The 24,129-nt window shown below is 36.3% G+C and carries 21 protein-coding genes; 12 read left to right on the top strand and 9 right to left on the bottom strand.

Features of this window, described 5'->3' with window-relative positions; translation table 11 throughout:
- The first annotated feature begins 27 nt into the window (after positions 1-27).
- The 3 genes from atpG to AC5XHR_RS02440 all read left to right on the top strand — a co-directional run bounded on the left by atpG (position 28) and on the right by AC5XHR_RS02440 (position 2,683).
- Positions 28-894: an ATP synthase F1 subunit gamma gene (gene atpG / locus AC5XHR_RS02450; protein ID WP_495949190.1), complete on the top strand. Its 867-nt coding sequence runs from the start codon at positions 28-30 to the stop codon at positions 892-894.
- A gap of 114 nt (positions 895-1,008) precedes the next feature.
- Positions 1,009-2,364 carry a hemolysin family protein gene (locus AC5XHR_RS02445; protein WP_495949189.1) on the top strand — a complete coding sequence of 452 codons (1,356 nt, stop codon included), beginning with the start codon at positions 1,009-1,011 and terminating at the stop codon, positions 2,362-2,364.
- An 82-nt stretch (positions 2,365-2,446) separates the two neighbouring features.
- Entirely contained in the window at positions 2,447-2,683 is a 237-nt protein-coding gene (locus AC5XHR_RS02440) for an ATP-dependent Clp protease adaptor ClpS (RefSeq protein WP_495949706.1), read from the top strand.
- Between the two features lie 54 nt (positions 2,684-2,737).
- Here the strand turns inward: AC5XHR_RS02440 and tamL are convergent, their stop codons facing one another.
- Entirely contained in the window at positions 2,738-5,296 is a 2,559-nt protein-coding gene (gene tamL / locus AC5XHR_RS02435) for a translocation and assembly module lipoprotein TamL (RefSeq protein ID WP_495949188.1), read from the bottom strand.
- On the opposite strand from tamL, the gene AC5XHR_RS02430 reads away from it, so the two are divergent.
- Complete coding sequence (locus AC5XHR_RS02430) at positions 5,282-6,016, top strand: TrmH family RNA methyltransferase (protein WP_495949187.1); 735 nt, start codon at positions 5,282-5,284, stop codon at positions 6,014-6,016. The two genes, tamL and AC5XHR_RS02430, sit on opposite strands and share 15 nt — an antisense overlap.
- Here the strand turns inward: AC5XHR_RS02430 and AC5XHR_RS02425 are convergent.
- The 5 genes from AC5XHR_RS02425 to porQ form a co-directional block, all read right to left on the bottom strand.
- Positions 6,009-6,503: a phosphoribosyl-ATP pyrophosphatase gene (locus tag AC5XHR_RS02425; RefSeq protein WP_495949186.1), complete on the bottom strand. Its 495-nt coding sequence runs from the start codon at positions 6,501-6,503 to the stop codon at positions 6,009-6,011. The two genes, AC5XHR_RS02430 and AC5XHR_RS02425, sit on opposite strands and share 8 nt — an antisense overlap.
- 2 nt (positions 6,504-6,505) lie before the next feature.
- A complete protein-coding gene (locus AC5XHR_RS02420) occupies positions 6,506-6,814 on the bottom strand; it encodes a phage holin family protein (RefSeq protein WP_495949185.1) in 309 nt (102 codons plus the stop codon).
- Between the two features lie 75 nt (positions 6,815-6,889).
- Positions 6,890-7,270, bottom strand: coding sequence for a YtxH domain-containing protein (locus tag AC5XHR_RS02415; RefSeq protein ID WP_495949184.1), 381 nt, complete (start codon positions 7,268-7,270; stop codon positions 6,890-6,892).
- A gap of 100 nt (positions 7,271-7,370) precedes the next feature.
- Positions 7,371-8,039 (bottom strand): (d)CMP kinase, encoded by a 669-nt coding sequence (gene cmk, locus AC5XHR_RS02410; protein ID WP_495949183.1) that lies wholly within the window; start codon positions 8,037-8,039, stop codon positions 7,371-7,373.
- A 1-nt stretch (position 8,040) separates the two neighbouring features.
- On the bottom strand, positions 8,041-9,045 hold the full coding sequence (gene porQ / locus AC5XHR_RS02405; RefSeq protein WP_495949182.1) for a type IX secretion system protein PorQ: 1,005 nt from the start codon (positions 9,043-9,045) through the stop codon (positions 8,041-8,043).
- A 115-nt stretch (positions 9,046-9,160) separates the two neighbouring features.
- Between porQ and pyrH the strand changes: the two genes are divergently transcribed.
- Positions 9,161-9,868, top strand: coding sequence for a UMP kinase (gene pyrH, locus AC5XHR_RS02400; protein WP_495949181.1), 708 nt, complete (start codon positions 9,161-9,163; stop codon positions 9,866-9,868).
- Positions 9,869-9,920: 52 nt separating this feature from the next.
- A complete protein-coding gene (gene frr, locus AC5XHR_RS02395; RefSeq protein WP_495949180.1) occupies positions 9,921-10,475 on the top strand; it encodes a ribosome recycling factor in 555 nt (184 codons plus the stop codon).
- Between the two features lie 48 nt (positions 10,476-10,523).
- Here frr and AC5XHR_RS02390 read toward each other — a convergent pair whose 3' ends face one another.
- From AC5XHR_RS02390 to AC5XHR_RS02380, 3 genes are all read right to left on the bottom strand, one after another.
- Positions 10,524-11,975: an LptF/LptG family permease gene (locus AC5XHR_RS02390; protein WP_495949179.1), complete on the bottom strand. Its 1,452-nt coding sequence runs from the start codon at positions 11,973-11,975 to the stop codon at positions 10,524-10,526.
- A gap of 67 nt (positions 11,976-12,042) precedes the next feature.
- Positions 12,043-12,690 (bottom strand): outer membrane lipoprotein periplasmic chaperone LolA1, encoded by a 648-nt coding sequence (lolA1, locus tag AC5XHR_RS02385; RefSeq protein WP_495949178.1) that lies wholly within the window; start codon positions 12,688-12,690, stop codon positions 12,043-12,045.
- Positions 12,691-12,726: 36 nt separating this feature from the next.
- Complete coding sequence (locus tag AC5XHR_RS02380; RefSeq protein ID WP_495949177.1) at positions 12,727-15,267, bottom strand: FtsK/SpoIIIE family DNA translocase; 2,541 nt, start codon at positions 15,265-15,267, stop codon at positions 12,727-12,729.
- Positions 15,268-15,468: 201 nt separating this feature from the next.
- On the opposite strand from AC5XHR_RS02380, the gene AC5XHR_RS02375 reads away from it, so the two are divergent.
- The 6 genes from AC5XHR_RS02375 (at position 15,469) to AC5XHR_RS02350 (ending at position 24,047) form a co-directional block, all read left to right on the top strand.
- Entirely contained in the window at positions 15,469-18,771 is a 3,303-nt protein-coding gene (locus tag AC5XHR_RS02375) for a cytochrome c biogenesis protein (protein WP_495949176.1), read from the top strand.
- A gap of 261 nt (positions 18,772-19,032) precedes the next feature.
- Positions 19,033-19,659: an N-acetyltransferase gene (locus AC5XHR_RS02370; RefSeq protein WP_495949175.1), complete on the top strand. Its 627-nt coding sequence runs from the start codon at positions 19,033-19,035 to the stop codon at positions 19,657-19,659.
- Positions 19,647-20,843 carry an argininosuccinate synthase gene (argG, locus tag AC5XHR_RS02365; protein WP_495949174.1) on the top strand — a complete coding sequence of 399 codons (1,197 nt, stop codon included), beginning with the start codon at positions 19,647-19,649 and terminating at the stop codon, positions 20,841-20,843. Before AC5XHR_RS02370 ends, argG begins: the two co-directional genes overlap by 13 nt.
- A 24-nt stretch (positions 20,844-20,867) precedes the next feature.
- Complete coding sequence (argC, locus tag AC5XHR_RS02360) at positions 20,868-21,863, top strand: N-acetyl-gamma-glutamyl-phosphate reductase (RefSeq protein WP_495949173.1); 996 nt, start codon at positions 20,868-20,870, stop codon at positions 21,861-21,863.
- Positions 21,864-21,931: 68 nt separating this feature from the next.
- On the top strand, positions 21,932-23,065 hold the full coding sequence (locus AC5XHR_RS02355; protein ID WP_495949172.1) for an aspartate aminotransferase family protein: 1,134 nt from the start codon (positions 21,932-21,934) through the stop codon (positions 23,063-23,065).
- 28 nt (positions 23,066-23,093) lie between these two features.
- Positions 23,094-24,047 carry a Rossmann-fold NAD(P)-binding domain-containing protein gene (locus AC5XHR_RS02350; protein ID WP_495949171.1) on the top strand — a complete coding sequence of 318 codons (954 nt, stop codon included), beginning with the start codon at positions 23,094-23,096 and terminating at the stop codon, positions 24,045-24,047.
- The last annotated feature ends 82 nt before the right edge of the window (positions 24,048-24,129 follow it).

The following is a 24,129-nucleotide window of genomic DNA, read 5'->3' as shown; positions in this document are numbered from 1 at the left end:
TAGAAAACTTGAAACCTTTATAGAATAATGGCAAACTTAAAAGAAATCAGAGGAAGAATTACATCCATCTCATCTACGATGCAGATTACAAGTGCTATGAAAATGGTATCTGCTGCAAAGTTGAAAAAAGCACAAGATGCGATTCAGATGTTAAGACCTTATTCTGAGAAATTACAAGAGCTTATCCAGAATGTCAATTCTAGTTCGAGTGTAGACCAGGTTTCTGTTTATGCACAAGAAAGAGAAGTACAGAAAGTTTTATTCATCGTAGTGACTTCTAACAGAGGTCTTGCGGGAGCTTTCAACTCTTCAGTAGTAAAAGAGCTTAATCACCAGTTACAAGCGCACGGAAACGTTGAAACAAGTGTAGTAACTATTGGTAAGAAAGCCTACGATGCCGTAAGAAAGCACAAAGAAGTGTACAGTAACGATAGTTTATTGTTCGATAATTTAACTTTCGAAGGGGTATCAAACGTTGCAATTCGTGCGATGAAAGATTTCGTAGATGGTACTTTTGATGAAGTATATATCATTTATAACAAATTCGTAAACGCAGCAACACAAGAAATTCAAACAGAAAAATTATTACCGATTTCAATGCCTGAACAAGATGAAGTTGCAGGTGTAGAAACGGATTATATTTTCGAACCAAGCCGTAACGAAATTTTGGATAATTTGATCCCAAAATCCATCAAAACGCAATTGTTCAAAGCAGTTCTAGATTCTGTTGCATCTGAGCACGGAGCGAGAATGACAGCGATGCACAAAGCGACGGACAATGCACAAGCATTGAAAAACGATTTGGTTATTTTCTACAACAAAGCGCGTCAGGCTGCAATTACCAACGAAATCTTGGAGATTGTTTCTGGAGCAGAAGCGTTGAAGAATTCGTAAGAAATAAATTTCAATTTATACAAAAGCACTGGAATTTTATTCCGGTGCTTTTTTTGTTAAAATTGGAGTTTTCAAAAAAATAGTATCTTTGCACATTATATTGTATAATTATTAATGGACTCGGACATAGTCAAGCTTTTATTAGCTTTATTCTTAGTATTACTTAACGGCTTTTTCGTAGCAGCCGAATTTTCAATTGTAAAAGTTAGATATTCCCAAATACAGCTAAAAGCTGCTGAAGGAAATGCTTTGGCAAAACAAGCTGAACATATTATCAAACAATTAGACGCGTATTTATCAGCAACCCAGCTTGGTATTACCTTGGCTTCACTAGCTTTAGGTTGGGTTGGGGAAAGTGCAATGCATCATGTTGTTGATAAGGTTTTTCACTATTTCAATTTAAACCTTGCCGAAAGCACTATTACAACCATTTCTTTGGTGATTAGTTTTGCGATTATTACGGTTTTGCATATTGTTTTTGGAGAATTGGTTCCGAAATCAATTGCGATTCGTAAAGCGGAGCAAACAACGATGGCGATTGCATATCCGCTACGTTGGTTCACGATTATTTGTAAACCTATTATTTGGTTAATGAATTCCATGTCGAATGGTTTTTTACGTTTAATCAACATTCCACCCGTTAGTGATGCGGATATTCATTCCACGGAGGAACTTCAGCTTTTGGTGAAGCAAAGTGCGGATTCAGGTGAGATTGAAGAAGAAAACTACGAAATCATCAAAAACGCGTTTGATTTTACAGATCATTCTGCGAAACAAATTATGGTTCCAAGACAAAACATTTTGTCTATCGATATTGAAGATCCAATTAACGAAATCATTGATATCATCATGGAAAGCGGTTATTCACGAATTCCAGTCTATGAAGATTCCATCGATAACGTGATTGGTATTTTGTACACGAAAGAAATTATTCGTGAGTTTATCAAACGAAGTGGGAATATTTCACATGAAGATTTGCGCGAATTAATGCGTGAAGCGTTCTTCGTCATTGGAAGTAAAAAAATCTCTGATTTGTTGAAGATTTTCCAAATGAAAAAGCAGCATTTAGCGATTGTTATTGATGAATTTGGAGGTACGGAAGGAATTATTACTTTAGAAGATATTCTTGAAGAATTGGTTGGTGAAATCCAAGATGAAGAAGATGATGAAGATCAAATCGTTGATAAAGTAGGAGAGAACACATTTTGGGTGCAAGCAACGCAGCCTTTAGAAGAGATTAACGATTATTTGCCGAAAGCGTTGCCGCTTTCAGATGATGGCGATTATAATACATTAGCAGGTTTTATTTTGCATAAATTAGAAGATATTCCAGAAGAAAATCAAGAATTTGATATTTTGGATTATCATTTTAAGATTTTGAAAATGCAAAACAAATCCGTAGATGTGGTAGAGTTGATTTATGAAGGTTCAGATGAAGATCAGGATTTTGTAGAAATGACGGATAATTAAAAAAATGAAGATGAGTAAAACGATTTTTAGTATTCACGATTACGATCATCCGCAACGAAAGTGGGAGGAGGATATTCTCGTGATGGAAGAAACGGATGAAGAAAGCAAATTGGTTTTGTACAACGATGAAGTCAATACTTTTGATTTCGTTATTGAATGTTTAATTGAGATTTGCGGACATACTTTAATTCAAGCCGAACAATGCACCATTTTGGTTCATTACAAGGGGAAATGCACGGTGAAATCCGGTCCGATGGAGAAACTCCTCCCAATGCATAAAAAATTACTTTCACGAGGATTAACAAGTGAAATTGAATAATAAAAAAAGCTCCGAATTACGGAGCTTTTTTTATGTTTACTAGGAATCTTTGTTTTAGAATGGATATCCAAATGCAAAGTTAATAACCGGTTTTAGTGGTTGCCATTTGTTGATTACCCAACGATCACCAACGGGTTTATTCGGATCGTACATTTTGTACGCCGCATCCAATCGTAATGTAACATATGCAATGTTGATACGAAGTCCAACGCCGGTACCAACGCCCATTTCGCTAATGAAATCTTTAAATGTAAAATGATCTCCGAACTGATTCTTCTTCAAGCTCCAGATGTTTCCGGCATCAATAAACGCCGCTCCTTCAAACATTTCATTGAAAGGCATTCGATATTCAATGTTAGTCGTTAGTTTCATATTTTCCATTACGTACGAACGCACTCGCTCATCCAATTGAGAATCGGATGGACCTAAACCTCCAAATACACGCCAAGCTCGGATATCATTGGAACCTCCGTTGAAATACGAACGAACAAAAGGCATCGTTGACGAGTTTCCGTAAGGAATACCAACTCCGACGAATTGTCTTAAAACCAACGTATGATTTCCAAAGAATTGGAAGTATTTTCGAACATCAAAATCAAATTTTACAAACTGAGAATACGGTGTTCCGAAAATCGTTTTGACTTCACTATCGAATGTTTGTCCCGCTTGTTCTCTAGTTTTCCCGAAAATTCCAAGCATATTTCCGGACGTTTCTACTTTTGCATTAAGATAAAATGGATTTGGGTAATCTTTCTTACCAATTTCGTTGTAGATGAAATTATACAAAATAGACGAAATAATAACGTCTTGCGTTTGTCTGTCTTTATTAAATAACGATTGAACAAAAGAATTATAGGTATCCATTTGATTTGGATCTAAAGAACCGGCAAAATTAGGATCTTGCATAATTTTTTGCGTAAAATCATCCGAGGAGATTAATCCATTTTCGAATTGGGAATACAACGCAGGATCGTAGATTTGGAAAATATCATCTCGAATATCACGATCTCTAGGGAAGAAATCGTAGTATTTATCCTTACTTCGAGTAAAACTTAATTGGGTGTTGAACAACGATAATCGATGCGTTACAATATCATTTACCGTAGCATAATAATTAAGTCCCGCATTAAAGTTAATACGTCCCAAACCAATATTCTCTTGCACGGACGTTCCTAATGTGATAGAAGATGTCGGTGAATATTTTTTCGGAATAATTTTATAATATCGGAATGGTAACAATAGCTTTGGAAGGGCCAAATTCGCTTGCGCAGCAATTTCGTATGCGATTGCTCGTTTATCCGGGTTTTTCGTGTTTTTTACACTACCAAACGTTCCCGAAAAGCTGGTAGTTAAGTTTTCCGCACCGCCAAAAACATTTCGTGTTAATAATTCAACAGCAGGAGAAACTCCAAAATTTAATATTTGCGAATACGTTAAATCCGTCGAAACTCGGAATTCGTATTTCGGAAGTGGACGTAACTCATACTGAACATCCAAAATACTATCAGAACCTTTTCGCTCTTCGATGGTCGGAATAATCGTGAAATTATTCATTGTCGCGAGGTTCTTTTTGGTTTGATCTAGATTTCGTTGATCATACAAATCACCTGTTTTTAAGATGATTGGTCGCCATAACGCTGGGATTTTGTAGCGTTCATCCGCTCTTTGGAAGGTGATTCCACGTAAGGAATCTCGAGTTAATTGATCTTCGGCTTCTTCTCGAACAATTAAATTAATTTTTCCAATAGTCGTTTTTTTATACGGACTTCCAATGGAATCTTTTTGAATATCAATGGTAAGCGGAACGTTTTTGCGGTCTTTTAAGGTATCCGCAGTGAAATAAATATCTTGATTGGCATTATTGAATTTATAATAGCCTTCTTGACGCATTAAATCATTCAAACGTTTTACTTCATCTTCTAATTTCGTTTGATCTAAAATTTGACCAGAACGAACAATAGATTTGGCGATATTTTTTTCGTAGATACGTTTTACTTCAGGGTCTGAAATATTGTAATAATAATCTTTAATGAAAGTTGGCTGCAGGTGGTTAATCTTATATTCTACCTGAGCCTTTTTACTTGCTGAATCAAGTTTTTCGTTAAACTGAACTTTAGCATCCCAATACCCTCGAAAAACCAATCTTTTTCTTATATTATCCGCACTTGATTCGGTTTTCCCATGTTCTAAAATCACGGGTGGTGTCCCGAAATTATGCAAAATACGATCTTTAAATAACGATTTGCCCACCAATTCAGGCTTTCCATTTTTGATGAAAAGAGAATCTCGTAATTCCTGATCTCTCATTTCCGATGGATAGGTTAAATATTCCGTAATAATCGTGTCGTATTTCGGATTTGCCGAATTGTAAAACCATAAACTTAGTGGCAAAAAGAAAAGCTGCTTTTTATTCGGTTTCTGCAAAACATAATCAGGAAGTTCATCCGCATGGGCTTTGTGATCTTCGTAGGTGTACGAGTTTTTTGTTAATAAAAACTGTCCGTCGGGAACTTTTCTCGTGGTGCTACATCCGACAAGAACTGCTAAAGATGTTGCAGAGGAGAAAAATATATGATACTTTTGAAAATATTTTTTAATATGCTTACTGCCCATAAAATCAAGATTTTTCAATCGCTAGATAAAAAAAAGTTCAGACAAAAATACAATTTGTTTTTGGTTGAAGGGAACAAAACCATCAATGAACTTATATCTTCTAACATTAAAGTTCAAGAAATATTTTCTATTGCACCAGAAAATTTGAATTTTCCTAGTGTTGAAATTCATAAAATTGATGATCGCGAACTGAAAAAAATTAGTTTTCTTCAGCATCCGAAGGATTCGGTAGCGGTTTGCGAAATCCCAGAAAGTAGTATTGTTGATACAAATTTCAATATCATTTTAGATGGCATTCAAGATCCTGGAAACTTTGGAACGATTATCCGAATGGCAGATTGGTTCGGTGTAGAACAGATTATTTGCAGTGAAGATACGGTGGATTTGTACAATCCAAAGGTGATTCAAGCTACTATGGGAAGTTTTGCGAGAGTGAACGTTGTCTATGTTGATTTGGATTCGTATTTAGAAAAATCAGAACATCAAAATGTCGGAACCGACGTGGATGGCGAGAATATTTATATGGCTGACTTTCCAGAAAAAATGAACCTGATTATGGGAAATGAAGGCAACGGAATGCGCGCATCAACGGAAACGTTTCTAAATAAAAAAATCTCCATACCTCGTTTTGGAAAAACGCAAAGCACAGAGAGTTTGAATGTATCGATCGCAACATCGATTATCCTGAGCGAAATCTTCTCGAAAATGAAGTTTAAATAAGTTGTTCTAAGCTCGAAGCGGTCTTATTTTTTTGATATTCTTCTAATTTTTCACGAGCGTATTTCAATACAATAGGAGCTACGTAAATTAAAGCCAAACCAATGGCTTTCTTTTTCCAGCTCGATTTGGTTAAACTTTTTTGCGCATAACTAGCAACGAAAGAAACAGCACCCAATTTTAATGCATTTTGAATCAATTCTTGTCCAGGCTCACTGCTCGCCATTTGAACCATTGTATTCTTGTTCATTTTAGATTTTATTTGACTTGAAATTCCGCGTACAATAGGTGAGGCATCGAGTTGAACACTTGAGCTTCCATCTTCATGTTCTACTTCTTTTAAGAATTGGTCTGTGTAGCCATGTGTTGCGGCACTTAAAGTCTCTTTTGGATTTTTAAAGGTGATTAAATTTTCCAAATCTTTAACTTCAGATTTCAACAATTCTTTTTTCCTTCTCAGTTCTTCTAAGCTTTTATAGTGATACGACATGGTTAATCATTTAAAAATTTAATAAACATATTAGCAGCGTAATTTTGGATGGCTTTTCGTTTCATAATGACAATGATGAAAAAAATCAAACATAGTGCCGACATGATAAGCAATCCGTACGCATAATTACCCAATAAATAGCCAATCCACAATCCTAATCCTAAAATTAAGAATACCACGAAAAAGACTAAAAAAGTGAGTGCTATTACCAGAAAATAGAGTAGTCCCGAAACCATGGCAGATTTCTCGGTGGCTTCCATTTTCAGTAAATCTACTTTTTTCTCTGCGAAATCCTTCAGAATTTCTATCATACTTCTAGTTTTTATGCAAAAAAAGGAAACTTGAAAAAGTTTCCTTTTATGTTAATTTTTTATGGAAACGGAGTCTTATTTTAGTCCGTCTAATTCTGTTTCAATCTCTTCAGAGACATCAGCAACTGTTTTTGCAGCTTTGTCTTTGTACTTATCGTATCCTTCTTTTACAGAAGAAGCTACTTTGTTTGATGTTTCTTTGAATTGTGTTGAAAAAGAATCGTACTGATCTTTTACTTTATCCGAAACATTGTGATACTGATCTTTAACCTTCTCAGCTGTTTTGTGATACTGATCAGAAGCCTGATCTTTTAGATCGTTCGCTTTGGTTTTGATTTTTTTTCTTGTTTCTTTTCCTTCTTCTGGTGCGTAAAGCATTCCTAGAACAACTCCTGCTGCTGCTCCTGCTAATAATCCTGCTAGTACACCTGCTGTGTTATTTCCTTTTTTCGACATAATAGTTTATTTTTTTAAAGTTAAGTATTTTGTTGATAGTTACCAAGAAACTGCAACAAAAATGCCATTGACATGTTGTCGTGTCTTAAAGTTTGTTAAACTATTTAATATAAGAAAGAATGAGGGCAATGGTTTCATCTTTCGTGATGTCAGAATTGTCAATTAAAATGGCATCATCTGCTTTTTTTAAGGGCGCTACTTCACGTTCACTATCAATCTTATCTCTTGAAATTAAATTTTCGCGTACGGATTCTAGAGGTGTTTCCATTCCCAGTTCAATAAGCTCTTTATAACGTCTTCTAGTACGTTCTTCAATACTTGCCGTAAGGAAAAATTTATAATCTGCGTCAGGAAGTACGACGGTTGCAATGTCTCTTCCATCCATAATCACACCACCATTTTTAGCGATATCACGTTGTGTTTTCAGTAGAAATTCACGAACTTCGGGTTGCTTCGCAATAAAACTCACGTTGTCTGAAACTTCTTGAGTTCGGATTTCATGATCGATATTTTGACCATTCAAATACAATTCTAAAACTTGATTCGATTCTTTAAATTGCAATTCTAAATTCGAAAAGCTGTCAAAAAGGCAGTTTAAGTCAATTTTGTTTTCTTTCGAACAATGCTGAAGTGCATAAAACGTAATACCTCGGTATAAAGCTCCAGTATCCATGTGGATAATTCCTAATTCTTTTGCAATCGCTTTCGAGATTGAGCTTTTTCCGGTTGATGAGTAGCCATCAATGGCAATTACGGGTTTCTTTTTCATATTATCTTCTGTTTCCTCCAATTTCTATTAAATCCATCGTTAAGCCGAACATATTCATATTGGATGAATTGTGATAGCGCGCATGCGAATAATCAAATCGGAAATAAGAAATTTTAACTCCAAATCCTACTGATAATCCCGCAAAGCTGCGTTGATCGAGAACGGCTAATTCATTTCCTCGTTTTACATTATATCCCAAACGGAAGTTGAAGGATTGCTCTGGGAACAATTCGGCACCAATCGAAAAATGATCAGCGATTTTTCGGAGTGTTTTTACTTCTTGTCCGTTGTTATTATAGTCTTGTGAAATATTAAATTTTTGTAAATCATGCGCTGTAATCGTTATGGCAATCGGAAATTCATCTAGAATTTTAGTATAGCCTAAATCAATTCGGAATGGTAATGTTTCTCGTTCACCATTAAAAGTCTTAAACTGGTAACCGAAATTACGCGCAATTAAGGAAATACTTTCTTTACTTTCGTCTAGATGATAGGTGATTGCTCCGGTTCCTGCGACAGCCATTGACGTATAATTGTCAATTTTAGAACTGATGAAGTTAACGCTTCCACCGATTGTCCAATTGGATTCAAATTGATAGGCATAACTCAAACCAAGCATCGCATCTGATGCTTTAAAATCGCCTGAAATGTTTCCAGATTCGTCGGTTCTTGGCATATCGCCGTAATCCATATATCGAGCATTGAACGCGACTAAATGTCCTTCTCCCAAATCTCGAACATAAGATAACGTTCCAAATTTTGAATCGGCTAAATACGAAGCGTAGTTTACGGAAACGCGATTATCCATTTCCAAATTCATCAAGGATGGATTCACATTCACCAAACTAACATCGTAATCTCGTATAGAAACGGCGTCACCTCCTAAAGCAGATTGTCTTGCCGATACGGGAATATTTAAGAATGTATAAACGTTTTCACCAGTCTGAGCAAGTGAAAAGCACGAAATTGCTACGGAAAAAAGCGCTAATAAATTTCTTTTATACATAGATATTGGTGCAAAAATACCTCATTTTAATTTGAATTAAAATAAAAAAACAAAATATAATTCGTTAAACGAAATTTTGCTTATTTCATTATATTTGCATCATAAATAAAATCAAATGAAATATAAAAGAATCCTTCTTAAACTTAGCGGTGAAGCGTTAATGGGTGCAAGACAATACGGAATTGATAACGATAGATTGCAAGAATATGCAAACGAAATCAAGAAAGTTGTCGATTTAGGTTGTGAAGTTGCGATTGTCATTGGAGGAGGAAATATTTTCAGAGGTTTGGCTGGTGCTGCATCTGGAATGGATCGTGTCCAAGGCGATTATATGGGAATGCTAGCAACGGTAATTAACGGGATGGCACTGCAAGGCGCGATGGAAGATGCTGGAATGAAGACAAGATTAATGTCTGCAATTGAAATGGATAAAGTGGCGGAGCCTTTTATCAAAAGAAGAGCAGTACGTCACCTTGAAAAAGGTAGAGTGGTGATTTTCGGTGCTGGAACTGGAAACCCATATTTTACGACAGATACAGCAGCAACACTTCGCGCAATTGAAATTGGAGCAGATGTAATCTTAAAAGGAACGCGTGTAGATGGAATCTACGATAGCGATCCTGAAAAAAATGTAAATGCAGTAAAATTCAACTCGTTGACTTTTGAAGAAGTTTTCGAAAAAGATTTGAAAGTAATGGATATGACGGCGTTTACATTAAGCCACGAAAACAAATTACCAATTATCGTTTTTGATATGAATAAGGAAAATAACCTTCAAAAATTGGTTCAAGGAGAAAATATCGGTACTTTGGTCGATCTTTAAGAAAAAGCTAAAGTCAAATAAATTAGTCAATTATCAAATTTTAAAATACGGAATGGAAGAATTAAACCTAATCGTGGAAACTGTAAAAGAAGAAATGCAGGCTGCGTTAAAACACTTAGATCACGCTTTCCAAAAAATTAGAGCTGGAAGAGCTTCTACAACGATGGTTCAGGATGTGATGGTAGAATATTACGGAGCTATGACACCGCTTAATCAAGTGGCAAACGTTTCGGTTCCTGATGCGATGACAATTTCTATTCAGCCTTGGGATCGTGGCGCTTTAGGTCCAATCGAAAAGGCGATCATCAATTCTAACTTGGGATTTGCGCCTTCTAACAATGGTGATATTATTATTTTGAACGTACCGCCTTTAACAGAGGAAAGAAGAAAAGAATTAGCAAAACAAGCGAAAGCAGAATCCGAGCAAACGAAAGTTGTGATTCGTAACGCACGTCAAGAAGGAATGAAAGATTTGAAAAAAGTTGAGGGAATTTCCGAAGATCTTGTAAAAGATAAAGAAGCAGAAATCCAACAATTAACAGACAATTTTTCGAAGAAAGCAGAAGAAGTACTGAAAGTAAAAGAAGCTGAAATTATGAAAGTTTAATGCTTTCCTAATCAAAATAAAAAAGACTGCAATTGCAGTCTTTTTTTGTTATCGATATCTCGAGTGTTCTTTGTTCTTTTGGAAAAGATTGATAATAGGTTTGAAGAATTTTTTGTATTTCTCCCCATCAAACACTTGGGAATCCGTCATCGCTTTATAGGTAAGCCAAACCCCGAATGGGAACAATATCATATTCGGGAGCCAAGCCGCCAAATACGGGTCTAATTTTCCTTTCCACGAAATATTTTCAATACCCAAATTCATCACGAAATAAATAATGAAAATAATGATGGCAATAACTACAGGAAGTCCCATTCCTCCTTTTCTAATAATCGATCCTAAACTCGCACCAATTAAAAAGAAGATAATACACGTAAATCCGTACGAGAAAATACGTTGTTGGAAGATAATCATTTTACTATGCGACTTTATATTTCGCCCGATTTCGTCTTCTTTCGCTTTCTGATCGGATTTTAAAACTTCTATTTTATTATACGCATTGTATAAAATTTCTAATTTTTTATCCTTTTTAAGGGTATCCAATTTATATTGAGGTTGAACTTTCTTGTCAAATTTTCTACTGTCAATATAAGTTACATAGGAATTCGTACTGTTTACTAAAGAAGCACTCAGTGATTTAAAGGTTTCGGTGTTTTCTTTTTTCTTCGTAATCACCGTTTCTTCAATTTCATCATAACGTTGAAAGCGATAATCATCACCAAGTTGTTCCTTTTCAATCGCTTTTTTCGTGATTTCTGATATATCAAAATGATACACCATCGTATCAAATTTTATCGATTGATTCTGCTGCTTAAAACGATCTTGATAAGATTTGTTTTTCAAATTATCTTCGTAGATATAGCCATCAAACAACGTTAATTTCAAATAATTTTTGTTTTGAGAATCCGAGAAAAGTCCTTTTTTGGCAATGATGGATTGTTGATCATCATAAACGTTCGTGGCCTTATGTAGGAAAACACCCTCTATATGTTCACCTTTTTCACCTTCAATTTTATCGAATTTAATTGAAAATCCTGGAAGTGTATTTACAAACTGTCCTGGAATGAAATTCAGAGCTGGTTTTGTTAGGGCGATATTGTACATCATATTTCGAGCCTTCCGCTGAAAGGCTGGATTGATGTTGTTCTGAAAGAGAACCAAAATAATTGAAAGTACCATCGTTACGATGAAAAGGGGCATCATTACGCGGGTTAACGAGATTCCAGCGGCTTTCATTGCGGCTAATTCATATCGTTCTCCAAAATCACCAAATGTCATAATGGACGAAAGTAGGATGGTTAATGGCAAAACCATAGAAACCACCGTGGCACTACTATAGAATAGGAATTTGAAAATTTCCCAATACGTAAGCCCTTTCCCAACAATTTGCGACATCTGTACCCAAACGATATTCACCATGAAGATGAAAAACAGAACGCTGAAAATGAAGAAGAAAGGTCCAAAAAAGGTTTTAATGATATACCTGTCAAGGATTTTCATGGTCGCAAAAATAATCAAAAAAAGCCACAAACAAACTTTGTGGCTTTGGTTTTATCTCGGCAACCGCTTATAAGTTGGTTACCATATAATTTTTATACAAATTTTTGTTGAAGGTAAACATATCTGCCTTCAAATTCTGATTGGCTCTATAATCTTGAATCGTAATGGTCGAAAAATCATTATCAGAGCTGTATTGCTCAATTTTCACCAATTGATTACTCGACGGATCAAGATAGATTTTCACTTCTTTAATTCCGTTGTCCTTTACAGGAACCAATTTTACAACATCCGTACTTTTTCCAGCAACAGTAGCTTTTCCTTGGTACGTTGTGTTGTATTCTTTTTTATAGTTGTTCAAATACGTAGTAGGGGAGAACATCATTTCACTGCCGTTTGCTTTAGCAATGGTTACTTCTTGATCTTCGTCACTAATGTTGTAAATTTTGCTACCGTCAAAAATCTGTTCTGTACCCATAATTTTCAAACGATACTTAGTAGGAGTCGTGTAGAAAATTCCGGTCTCGTTTTTTGTCACTTTTCCGTTAGAACCCGATCCGAAAGCAAATTTAAAATACGTGTTTTTATTCGCTTTATATTTGGCTGCTACTTTATCTAATACTTGTTGCGAACGAGCGTCGGCTTTCTGTGCTTGAACCAGCATCATACTTCCTGCAACTAGTGCGCCCGTAACCATCGTTGATACAATTCTTTTCATACTATTAATTTCTAAGTTGAAAAAGGCTTTCATTTATTATCCTTTTCTCAATTCTTCCAAATACTGTTCCAAAGAATGCAAATCGGTAATAAGAACTTCTCTTGCTTTGGCTCCGTTGAAGCCGCCAACAACGCCTGAAGCTTCCAACTGATCCATAATTCGTCCCGCTCTGTTGTATCCTAATTTCAATTGTCTTTGAAGCATCGATGTTGATCCTTGTTGTGTAGAAACCACAATTCTTGCTGCATCTTCAAACAAAGCATCTTTTTCATTTGGATCAAAAGCGCCAACCGTACTCGTTGTTTCTTCGGATGTATATTCTGGAAGTAAAAATGCGGATGCATATCCTTTTTGTTCACCGATAAAATCAGCTAGGCGTTCTACTTCTGGCGTATCAACGAAAGCACATTGCAAACGCAGAATTTCGTTTCCGTTGAAGTACAACATATCTCCCTTACCAATTAATTGATCGGCTCCTGGTGAATCTAAAATCGTACGCGAATCCACACTAGAAATTACTCTAAAAGCAGCTCTGGCAGGGAAGTTGGCTTTAATCATCCCCGTAATTACGTTTACAGAAGGTCTTTGCGTTGCCACGATTAAGTGAATTCCAACCGCCCGCGCTAATTGAGCCAAACGAGCAATTGGATGTTCTACTTCTTTTCCTGCGGTCATAATTAAATCAGCAAACTCGTCCACAACCAATACAATGTACGGTAAGTAGCGATGTCCGTTTTCTGGATTTAATTTTCGCTCTGAGAATTTCTTGTTGTATTCTTTAATAGTTCTACAGAAAGCACTTTTTAGCAATTCGTAACGTGTATCCATTTCGATACACAACGAGTTCAATGTATTAATTACCTTCGTTGTATCCGTGATAATCGCATCTTCCGCGTCTGGAAGTTTTGCTAAATAATGACGCTCAATTTTTGAATATAAAGTTAATTCCACTTTCTTCGGATCCACCATAACGAATTTCAATTCGCTTGGATGTTTCTTATAAAGAAGTGACGTTAAAATCGCATTAATACCGACAGATTTTCCTTGTCCAGTTGCTCCAGCCATCAATAAGTGCGGCATTTTCGCAAGGTCAGCCATGAAAATTTCGTTGGAAATGGTTTTTCCAAAAACTACCGGAAGATCCATGTCTGTATTTTGGAATTTCTGAGAAGCAATCACACTTCGCATGGAAACCATGGATGGGCTCTTTCTTGGAACTTCGATACCGATTGTTCCTTTTCCTGGCATTGGTGCGATAATTCGGATTCCTAATGCCGAAAGATTTAACGCAATATCATCTTGCAATTTTTTAATTGCAGAAACTCGAATTCCCGCTTCAGGAACGATTTCGTACAACGTAACTGTTGGGCCGATGGTTGCTTTAATTTCTTTAATTCCGACATTAAAGTTTTTTAGTAAGCCAACAATTTTGTTTTTATTTTCTTCTAATTCTTCTTTGTTTACCGAGATTTCTTCGTTTCCGTAATCTTTTAACAAATCGATTGTCGGCATTTGGAATTTCGCCAAATCCAATTTATGATCATACAAACCGTGTTTTTCAACTAAATCATTGGTTTTGTTTTCGGTTTGCGCTTCGTCTTTTGTTTCGGCAACTTCAACTTTAAAGTCAAAATTTTCTGCACCAGCTAACGCGGCAGCGCCTGCACCTCCAATTGATGCAGCATTTGAAGCTGCGGCTCCAGCAGCTCCAGCGACAACGCCTGGTCCTAAAGTAACTTCAATGGTTGGACTTGCTTTTTCGATATCAAGTGACGTGTTGTTTGGAGTTTTAATGGTATCCAAATCGTTGGTTTGTGCCACTTCTGGAAAACCTTTGGGAGCAATTTTTTCAGCTTCCGATTTACGAGCATTGGGAAAGGTTGATTTCGGTTCTTCTTTGGGAAGTTCGTTCCCGTCAGCAGTCATCTCATCCAGTTCCTGGTCAGCTTCAAATTCTTCAGAAGAATTCGGCATGAGCGCGCTCATTTTGTCTTTCGCTTTTTCGTTGATGCTTTCCAGTTTATTTTTAATCGCGCTTGGGCGCAAATTAAATTCTAATACAAAATAGAGTAGGATGCTTACGATAACCGTCATCCACATCCCGAAATTCCCGATAATGGATTTCAAAAAATCCATGATTTGATATCCATAAACTCCCGATAAAACGCCTTGTCCTTTGGTAACAGCTCCCATAAATATGGGTAGCCAACAGATGAAAAATAAAGAATGACCTAATGTTTTCCAAGGTTTGAAATAGTTTTTCTTCAAAATCAACGTTCCAAAAACGAAAAATAGAAAAGCAACGATGAAAGCGGCTATTCCTAAACTTTCGAAAATAAATAGATTTCCTAACCAATCACCTAATTTCCCGAACATATTGGATGATTTGATGGTTTTGTCCATCATCGTTCCAGCTTGGCTTTGGTCGGCCTTCCATTGTAATAAATACGAAACGAAAGAAATGGTAAGAACCAAGGAAATGAAAATAAACAAGAGCCCGAAAAGGATTCGTGGCTTGGCAAGTGTTTTAGTCGATTTTTGAGATTCTGCTTGAGAATTCTTTGTGTTTTTCTCCATAATATATGGGCAAATTTAACAAAAAAAAGGAGATTTTTTTGGTCTAAAATTTAAAATAAACGAAGTTTTTCATATTATGTTAAGTTATGTTAAAGTCTGAATAAGATGACTTTTATCAATATTTTCTAGTAGGGTAATTAAAATACTTCCTTATTTTTGCATTTCATCAATAATTACGACAATTTTTCACACCCCTGTTTAATGAAGAAGCTCATTAATATTCTAATATCTACGCGTACGATGGCTGTTTTGCTTTTTGTGTATGCGTTTGCTATGGCGTATGCCACTTTCGTAGAAAACGATTATGGTACGCCAACTGCCAAAGCCTTAATTTATGAAGCGAAATGGTTCGAAGCCATTATGCTCATTTTAATTCTAAATTTCATCGGGAATATTTCTCGTTATCGTTTATTTAGAAAGGAAAAATGGCCAGTTTTAGTATTTCACTTAGCATTTATTTTAATTTTTATTGGTGGTGCTATTACAAGATACATCAGCTTCGAAGGTATTATGCATATCCGTGAAGGTGAAATGGCTAATGAGATTATCACGGATAAGAACTTTTTTAAAATTCAGATTGAGAAAGATGGAGATCGTTTGAATTATCAAGATGTTCCGTACACATTGGCATCGGATAAACCTCTAATTGCTAAACTTACACCTCATAGTTTTAAAGCGGCTTATGATTATCATGGGACGAAACTTAGTGTGAAACAATTGGATTACGTACAACGTAAGAAAGATAGCTTAGTTGCTGATCCTAAGGGTGTTGAATATCTTCATTTTGTAGTTGCAGGAGATTCTGGAAGAGAAAATTTCTTTGTAAAACCAGGTGAAGCAAAAAATATTAATGGAACTTTAGTTACGTATAATCGCCCAATAGAAGGCGCTGTGGAATTCAAAAATGAAAATGGAGTTTTATCAATAAAAACACCTGTTGATGCTTCTTTTATGACGATGGCGACCCAAGCAACGGGTGAAACTAAGAAAGATGAATTTCAACCGCTTGTTTTACGAAGCCTATATTCAATCAATGATTTAAGAATAGTTGTTCCTGAAGGTTTACGTAAAGGAAAATTAATGTATTTCGAAGGTGATAGAAAGAAAGATCAGAAAGTTCCAGACTTAATGAAAGTGGAAGTTACCGGTCCGAAAACCTCTCAGATTGTTGATTTATCGGTTGAAAAAGGAAATCCAAATGCCTTTAAACAAATTAATATTGATGGTATGAATGTTATTTTAGGTTTTGGTCCTAAAATTTACAATACCCCTTTCTCATTGAAGTTGGATGATTTCGTTATGGAAAATTACCCAGGAAGTAGCTCTCCAAGTGCTTATGAAAGCCACGTTCAGATTGTTGATGAAGGAAAACAAACTCCGTACACGATTTACATGAACCATGTTCTGAATCACGGTGGATACCGTTTTTATCAAGCGAGTTTTGACCCAGATTTACGAGGGACCATTTTATCTGTAAACCACGACTGGTGGGGAACTGTGATTAGTTATATCGGATACGGATTCTTATTTTTAGGCATGTTCGTAACCTTCTTCTGGAAAGGATCACACTTCTGGAAATTAAATTCCATGCTGAAAAGTATTGGTAAAAAGAAAGCTTCGGCTGCTGTAGTTGCATTGTTACTTGCTTTTTCTTTGAATTTGAATGCTCAGGAAATTGACATGCATGGAAAAGATGGAAGCAAAACATCACCAACGCCAACAACTAATACGACTCAAGTCCAAGCTCATGATACGACTGGAAGTGGTATGCCTGCTCATTCGCAAGAGCAAAATTCACTTGCAAGGCCGTTGAATACGATGCGTTCGATTTCTCCAGATGAAATTATTTCGAGAAACAAAATTTCAAAAGAACACGCAGATAAATTCGGATATTTATTAGTTCAGAATTTCGAAGGACGAATTGTTCCTATGAACACCCAAGCCTTGGATGTTCTTAGAAAATTGTATAAAAGTGATAGTTTTAAAGGAACCGACGGGAAGTCTTTAGATGCTAACCAATGGTTTTTATCGGTAAATACGGATACGGAAAGTTGGACCATGGTTCCGATTATCAAATTGCACCTTGGAGGTGATGATTTGAAAAAGAAAGTGAAAGCAAATGAAGAAGGTTATACGTCATTGATGAATTTGTTCCCAATGGATCCCAAAACAGGTCAATTGCATTATGTTTTGGAAGATGATTATAACAAAGCGTTTATCAAAAAACCGGCAGAACAATCGAAGTATGATTTAGCGGTTATTGATTTAAATGATAGAGTTCAAGCATTTAATGAGTTTTTTAGCGGTCAATTTATGCGAATTGTTCCCGTGAAGAACGACCCGAACCACCGTTGGAATTCTTGGTTGAATACGGAATTCGAACCCGATATGGATGCTCAAGCAGTAATGGGACCGTATTTCTTATCAGTTTTGGATGCTCAGAAAACAGGAAATTGGGCAAAAGCAGATGCAGAACTTAAAAAACTGTCAGATTATCAGCAAACTTGGGGCAAAAACGTTGTTCCTTCCAAATCAAAAGTTGATGTTGAAGTTTTCACGAACAAAATTAACTTGTATTTCAAGTTGCTTATCTTCTACACACTGATTGGTGGTTTATTATTAATTCTTGGATTTGTAGAATTATTCAAACCTTCAAAGGTTCTACATAAAATAATTAAGGTTATTCTTATTCTAGGAAGCATCGGTTATGTGGCGCATCTTTTAGGATTAATTGCTCGATGGTATATGTCGGGTCACGCTCCTTGGAGTAATGGTTACGAAGCAATTATTTTCATTTCATGGGTGGGAATTTCTGCAGGTTATGCATTATATCGAAATTCCAATGCATTAATTCCAGCAGCTGGATTTATGGTTGCGGTAATTATGATGGGATTCGCGCACGGAGGTTCTGCTTTGGATCCTCAAATTACGCCGCTAGTTCCGGTCCTTAAATCGTATTGGTTAATTGTTCACGTTGCAATTATTACATCAAGTTATGGCTTCTTTGCTTTGTCGATGATTATTGCGGTGATTACTTTGTTGTTCTTTATTATTGCAAACAAACCATTGTACAAAAAGCATCATGATTCTACGATTAAAGAATTGACGATTGTATCAGAAATGTCATTAACATTAGGTTTGTTTACATTAACAGTAGGGAACTTCTTGGGTGGAATTTGGGCCAATGAATCTTGGGGTCGTTATTGGTCTTGGGATCCGAAAGAAACGTGGGCATTTGTTTCGATTATGGTGTATGCTATTGTATTGCACATGAGATTGGTTCCAGGATTAAGAGGAAGATGGGCGTTCCATGTTGCGACGATGTTCTCGTTCTGCTCGATGGTTATGACGTATTTTGGAGTTAATTATTACTTAAGCGGCTTGCATTCTTATGCAGCGGGAGATCCCGTACCAGTTCCAGCTTGGGTTTATATTGGGATTTCATTTATGATTGTTTTATCTTTAGTTTCTTATTTCAGATTTAAGAAATTGAACGCAAAATAATTCAAGAAAATCGAGATATAGAGCCGCTTTTTAGCGGCTTTTTTTATTTCTAAATTCAATGTTTTGCATAAAGTTAAATGCTTGTTTAAATAATTTATCTACAAACTCGCTTTTCTTATTTAGTAAACAGAAATTAATTTAAGATATTTTAGTTTTTATAGATAAATAATCTATTTATACTTGAGTATTTTAAAATGATATCTAAATATTTGTTTTTAGCGGATAAAAATATCTATCTTTGCGTCTTTAATTAGATTAAAATTGAAACAACAACCAAATTTTATAGTTAGAATTGCTAATGAATGGGATATTTCGTATGTCCCTGAGATTTTACAGGAGATCGAGCTGTCTGCGAAAGAGCGTGGGACAGGGATAGCCAAAAGAAGTGCAACCTATGTAGAGGAAAAAATTAGGGAAGGAAAAGCAATTATTGCGTTTTCTGATGAAGGCCAATGGGCAGGTTTCTGTTATATCGAAACGTGGAGTAACAAAGAATATGTTGCCAATTCTGGTTTAATTGTAGCGCACGCATTCCGTAAAGATGGTCTTGCGAAAAAGATAAAGGAAAAAACATTTCAGCATTCTCGCGAACGTTTTCCTGATGCTAAAATTTTCGGTTTAACAACAGGTTTAGCAGTAATGAAAATCAATAGTGAACTAGGATATCGTCCGGTTCCGTATTCCGAATTAACACAAGACGATGTCTTTTGGAAAGGTTGCCAAAGTTGCGTGAATTATGAAATTTTAAAAAGTAAAGACCGCTCAAATTGTTTATGTACAGCAATGCTTTACGACCCAAAATGGGAAGAAAAAAAGAAAGTGGAAATTGATGATACAACCTTATTTTCAAAATTTAAAAAAATAAAGAAATTGATATGGAAAAAGTAGTTTTAGCTTACAGTGGAGGTTTAGATACGTCGTTTTGCGCTGTTTGGCTAACGAAAGTAAAAAACCTAGAAGTGCATGCTGTAATGGTTAATTTGGGTGGTTTCTCAGAAGAAGAAATCAAACAAACAGAAGCGAGGGCATATACAATGGGGGTGAAAACTTTTGAAGTAATCAATGATGAAGAGCGCTATTATGAAGACTGTATCAAGTATCTTATTTTCGGAAATGTCCTAAAAAATAATACCTATCCATTATCAGTAAGCTCGGAGCGTGTGTTCCAAGCGACTGCGATTGCGCATTATGCGAAAAAAGTAGGTGCAAAATATATCGCGCACGGAAGTACGGGAGCTGGAAATGATCAAATCCGTTTTGATTCAATTTTTGGAATTTTATTGCCAGAAGTAGAAGTAATTACGCCAATTCGTGATTTGAAATTATCTCGTAACGAGGAAATCGAATTCTTGAAAGAAAATGGTGTGGATATGAATTTTGAAAAGTCTCAATATTCCATTAATAAAGGACTTTGGGGAACTTCAGTTGGTGGAAAAGAAACGTTGACTTCCAACGAAGCGCTTCCAGAATCAGCATTCCCAACGCAAGTGACCAAAACGCAACCTGAAATTTTAAGTTTAGAATTTTCAAAAGGTGAATTGGTTGGGGTAAATGATGAGAAATTTTCTCGCCCAGTCGAAGCTATTCAAAAGGTTCAAGAAATTGCGCAACCGTTTGGGATTGGTCGTGATACGCACGTTGGAGATACGATTATTGGGATCAAAGGTCGCGTAAGTTTCGAGGCTGCAGCTTCGTTGATTATTGTCAAAGCGCATCATTTGCTAGAAAAACACACGTTGACGAAAAACGAACTATTAATTAAAGATCAATTGAGTATTCCATACGGAAATTTCCTTCACGATGGATTGGTTTTAGATCCTGTGATGAAGAACATTGAAGCTTTGTTCACAAGTTCGCAAGATAAAGTAAGTGGCTTGGTGAAGATCCAACTTCAGCCGTATTATTTCTCGATGATTGGGGTAGAATCGTCAAATGATTTAATGTCATCTAAATTCGGAACTTACGGTGAAATGAATAAAACGTGGACGGAAAAAGATGTCAAAGGTTTTTCAAAAATCTACTCGAATGCGTTAAGTATTTACCACCAAGTTCATCGAGACAATCAGTCTTAATATCAACAAAATCAACACACAAACATGCCAAATCAAAATAAAATAAAAGTAGGAATCGTAGGCGGAACGGGCTTTACAGCGGGCGAATTAATTCGTATTTTGTTGTATCACCCAAACGCTGAGATTTCATTTGTAACCAGTCAAAGTCTGCAAGGAGCATTCATTACGGAAGTTCATAAAGATTTGATTGGGGAAACCGATCTTAAATTTGAAGAATTAGCGCAACCGGCTGATGTTATTTTCCTTTGTTTGCCACATGGCGAAAGCAAAAATTGGATGGATGGCAATGCAAAACGTATTTCAGATCAAGTAAAAATTATCGATTTAGGAAACGATTTCCGCATTGATGAACATTGGACAGACCTGACGTTGGATCTTAACTTCGTTTACGGACTGTGTGAATTTCACAAGGAAGAAATCATGAAAGCCGATTACGTAGCGAATCCAGGATGTTTTGCGACGGCAATTCAGTTAGGTTTGCTGCCGTTGGCGAAAGAAGAAGATTTGGATTCGGTTCATGTGGTGGGAATTACCGGTTCTACGGGAGCGGGAAAAGCATTGCATCAAACAACGAATTTTAATTGGAGAAACAATAATATTTCTCCTTATAAAACCTTTACACATCAGCATTTAGCCGAAATTCAGAAAAGTGTTTCAAAAGTGAGTTCCAAAGTTCCAGAAATCAATTTTGTGCCTTGGAGAGGAGATTTTACACGTGGAATTTTCGTGACTCTAATGATGAAATCGTCCAAAACAATTGGTCAACTGAATGAATTGTACAAATATGCTTATAAGTATTCGAAGTTTGTTCATGTTTCAAATGGGCCGATCGATTTGAAATTGGTGGTGAACACCAACAAAGCATTGATTTATCTTGAAAAAGTGGATAACCAATTAGCGGTGCATGTTGCGATTGATAATCTGTTGAAAGGTGCGTCTGGACAAGCGGTTCAAAACATGAATTTGATGTTTGGATTTGAAGAAACGGCAGGTCTTCATTTGAAGCCTTCGGTTTTTTAATTTGTAAAAGTAAAATGTAAAAAGTACAATGTACATGCGACATTGTACCTAGTACAAAAGATATTTAAATGAAATTATACGACGTTTATCCATTACTTCCCATTACGATTGTAAAGGCAGAAAATTGCAAACTTTGGGACGAAAATGGAACTCAATATTTAGATTTTTATGGCGGTCATGCGGTGATTTCGGTGGGACATTCGCACCCGAAATACGTCGCCAAACTAAAAAATCAACTCGACCAAATTGGTTTTTATTCCAACGCGGTGATTAATCCGGTTCAAGAAGAATTAGCTCAGAAATTAGGAGTCTTTTCCAATTGTGAAGATTACGCTCTTTTCTTGTGTAATTCAGGTGCCGAAGCGAATGAGAATGCTCTGAAAGTGGCGTCTTTTATGACGGGAAAAAAGAAATTCATTGCTTTTTCACATTCATTTCATGGACGTACTTCAGCCGTAGTTGCTGCGACGGACGATCCTTCAATTATCGCTCCAGTAAACGAATCCGACAATTTTATTTTCTGTCCATTCAACGATATTGAAGCATTAAAATCGACTTTTGAAGCGAATAAAAATGAATTGGCTGGTGTCATTGTAGAAGGAATTCAGGGAATTGGTGGAATCAACATTCCAACTCAAGAATTTTTAGAAACAATTCAGAAGTTTTGTCAAGACGCAAAAGCCTATTTCATTTGTGACGAAATCCAGTCTGGATACGGAAGAAGCGGGAAATTCTTTGCTTTTCAGTATTTCGGGGTGAAACCGGATATCATTACGACGGCAAAAGGAATGGGGAATGGATTTCCAATTGGTGGTGTTTTGGTGCACGAATCCATTCCTGCAAAGCATAAAATGTTAGGAACAACGTTTGGTGGAAATCACTTGGCTTGTGCTGCAGGAATCGCAGTTTTGGAGATTATGGACGAAGAAAATTTGGTTCAGAAATCTCTTGATTTAGGAAATTATTTAATGGACGAATTAAAAACGATTGAAGCGATAAAAGAAGTTCGTGGAAAAGGCTTGATGATAGCGATCGATTTTGACTTTCCAGCAAAAGACGTTTCCAAAAAGCTTCGTGAAGATGCCAAAATTTTGGTGGGTAGTGCAACGGATCCAAAAACGATGCGATTGCTTCCACCTTTAACGATTTGCAAAGAAGAAATTGATTATTTCTTGTCGAGCTTAAAAGTAGCTTTAGCTTAAAATCAGTTTTAATTTTAAAAAATACACGATGAAAAATTTTACATCGATTCACGATATCAAAGATCTCAATGCTTTAGTAGAAGAAGCTTTAGAGGTGAAGAAAAATCAAAACTCCAACGTTGATTTAGGAAAAAACAAAACCTTAGGATTGGTGTTTCTTAATCCAAGTTTGCGTACGCGAATGAGCAGTATCAAAGCGGGCGAAAATTTAGGAATGCAAGTTCAGGTGATCAATGCAGGACAAGATGCTTGGGTGTGGGAATTTGAAGAAGGCGCGGTAATGGACGGTGGAACAACCGAGCATATCAAAGACGCAGCGAAAGTGTTGAGTCAATATTGCGATATTATTGGGATTCGTTGTTTTCCAGGTTTAAAATCCAAGGAAGACGATAGCACCGATAAGATTTTAAATACGTTTATCAAATATGCGGATGTGCCTGTGATTTCGTTGGAATCGGCGACGCGACATCCTTTGCAGTCACTTGCGGATATTATTACGATTAAGGAAACGTGGAAAAAACCAGGGAAACCGAAAGTAGTTTTAACTTGGGCACCGCACATCAAACCAATTCCACATTGTGTTGGAAATTCATTTGCAGAATGGATGAACGTTGCAGATGTTGATTTTGTGATTGCAAATCCTGAAGGCTATGATTTGGATCCACATTACGTAGGTGATGCAAAAGTCTATCACAATCAAGCGGAAGCTTTAGAAGGGGCGGATTATGTGTACTTTAAAAATTGGTCTTCGTACGATGATTATGGTGCAATGCCAGCTGTAGAAGGCGATTGGCTTTTGGGTGAAGATTTTGTTGAAGCCAATCCTGAAACCAAATTCATGCATTGTTTACCCGTTCGTCGTAATGTGGAAATGAGTGATGCGGTTTTAGATTCGCCTAATTCGTTAATCTATCAACAAGCATACAACAGAACGGTTTCTGTACAAACAATTATTAAAAAAATGCTGGAAAACAGCTTATAAAGAGAGTGTGTTGATTGTCTAATTCTAGACATTGAAGCTGTAACTTTTCCGAAACTTGCTAGTGATTTGTTACCTTTAGAGA

The sequence above is a fragment of the Kaistella sp. CFF1-2 genome (assembly GCF_059509915.1).
The sequence above is the reverse complement of the archived record's forward strand: the minus strand, read 5'-3'. Positions and strand labels throughout refer to the sequence as shown.

Coding starts and splice junctions, on each gene's coding strand:
- atpG (WP_495949190.1), top strand. CDS start 28: ATGGCAAACTTAAAAGAAATCAGAGGAAGAATTACATCCATCTCATCT.
- AC5XHR_RS02445 (WP_495949189.1), top strand. CDS start 1,009: ATGGACTCGGACATAGTCAAGCTTTTATTAGCTTTATTCTTAGTATTA.
- AC5XHR_RS02440 (WP_495949706.1), top strand. CDS start 2,447: ATGGAAGAAACGGATGAAGAAAGCAAATTGGTTTTGTACAACGATGAA.
- AC5XHR_RS02430 (WP_495949187.1), top strand. CDS start 5,282: ATGCTTACTGCCCATAAAATCAAGATTTTTCAATCGCTAGATAAAAAA.
- tamL (WP_495949188.1), bottom strand. CDS start 5,296: ATGGGCAGTAAGCATATTAAAAAATATTTTCAAAAGTATCATATATTT.
- AC5XHR_RS02425 (WP_495949186.1), bottom strand. CDS start 6,503: ATGTCGTATCACTATAAAAGCTTAGAAGAACTGAGAAGGAAAAAAGAA.
- AC5XHR_RS02420 (WP_495949185.1), bottom strand. CDS start 6,814: ATGATAGAAATTCTGAAGGATTTCGCAGAGAAAAAAGTAGATTTACTG.
- AC5XHR_RS02415 (WP_495949184.1), bottom strand. CDS start 7,270: ATGTCGAAAAAAGGAAATAACACAGCAGGTGTACTAGCAGGATTATTA.
- cmk (WP_495949183.1), bottom strand. CDS start 8,039: ATGAAAAAGAAACCCGTAATTGCCATTGATGGCTACTCATCAACCGGA.
- porQ (WP_495949182.1), bottom strand. CDS start 9,045: ATGTATAAAAGAAATTTATTAGCGCTTTTTTCCGTAGCAATTTCGTGC.
- pyrH (WP_495949181.1), top strand. CDS start 9,161: ATGAAATATAAAAGAATCCTTCTTAAACTTAGCGGTGAAGCGTTAATG.
- frr (WP_495949180.1), top strand. CDS start 9,921: ATGGAAGAATTAAACCTAATCGTGGAAACTGTAAAAGAAGAAATGCAG.
- AC5XHR_RS02390 (WP_495949179.1), bottom strand. CDS start 11,975: ATGAAAATCCTTGACAGGTATATCATTAAAACCTTTTTTGGACCTTTC.
- lolA1 (WP_495949178.1), bottom strand. CDS start 12,690: ATGAAAAGAATTGTATCAACGATGGTTACGGGCGCACTAGTTGCAGGA.
- AC5XHR_RS02380 (WP_495949177.1), bottom strand. CDS start 15,267: ATGGAGAAAAACACAAAGAATTCTCAAGCAGAATCTCAAAAATCGACT.
- AC5XHR_RS02375 (WP_495949176.1), top strand. CDS start 15,469: ATGAAGAAGCTCATTAATATTCTAATATCTACGCGTACGATGGCTGTT.
- argG (WP_495949174.1), top strand. CDS start 19,647: ATGGAAAAAGTAGTTTTAGCTTACAGTGGAGGTTTAGATACGTCGTTT.
- argC (WP_495949173.1), top strand. CDS start 20,868: ATGCCAAATCAAAATAAAATAAAAGTAGGAATCGTAGGCGGAACGGGC.
- AC5XHR_RS02355 (WP_495949172.1), top strand. CDS start 21,932: ATGAAATTATACGACGTTTATCCATTACTTCCCATTACGATTGTAAAG.
- AC5XHR_RS02350 (WP_495949171.1), top strand. CDS start 23,094: ATGAAAAATTTTACATCGATTCACGATATCAAAGATCTCAATGCTTTA.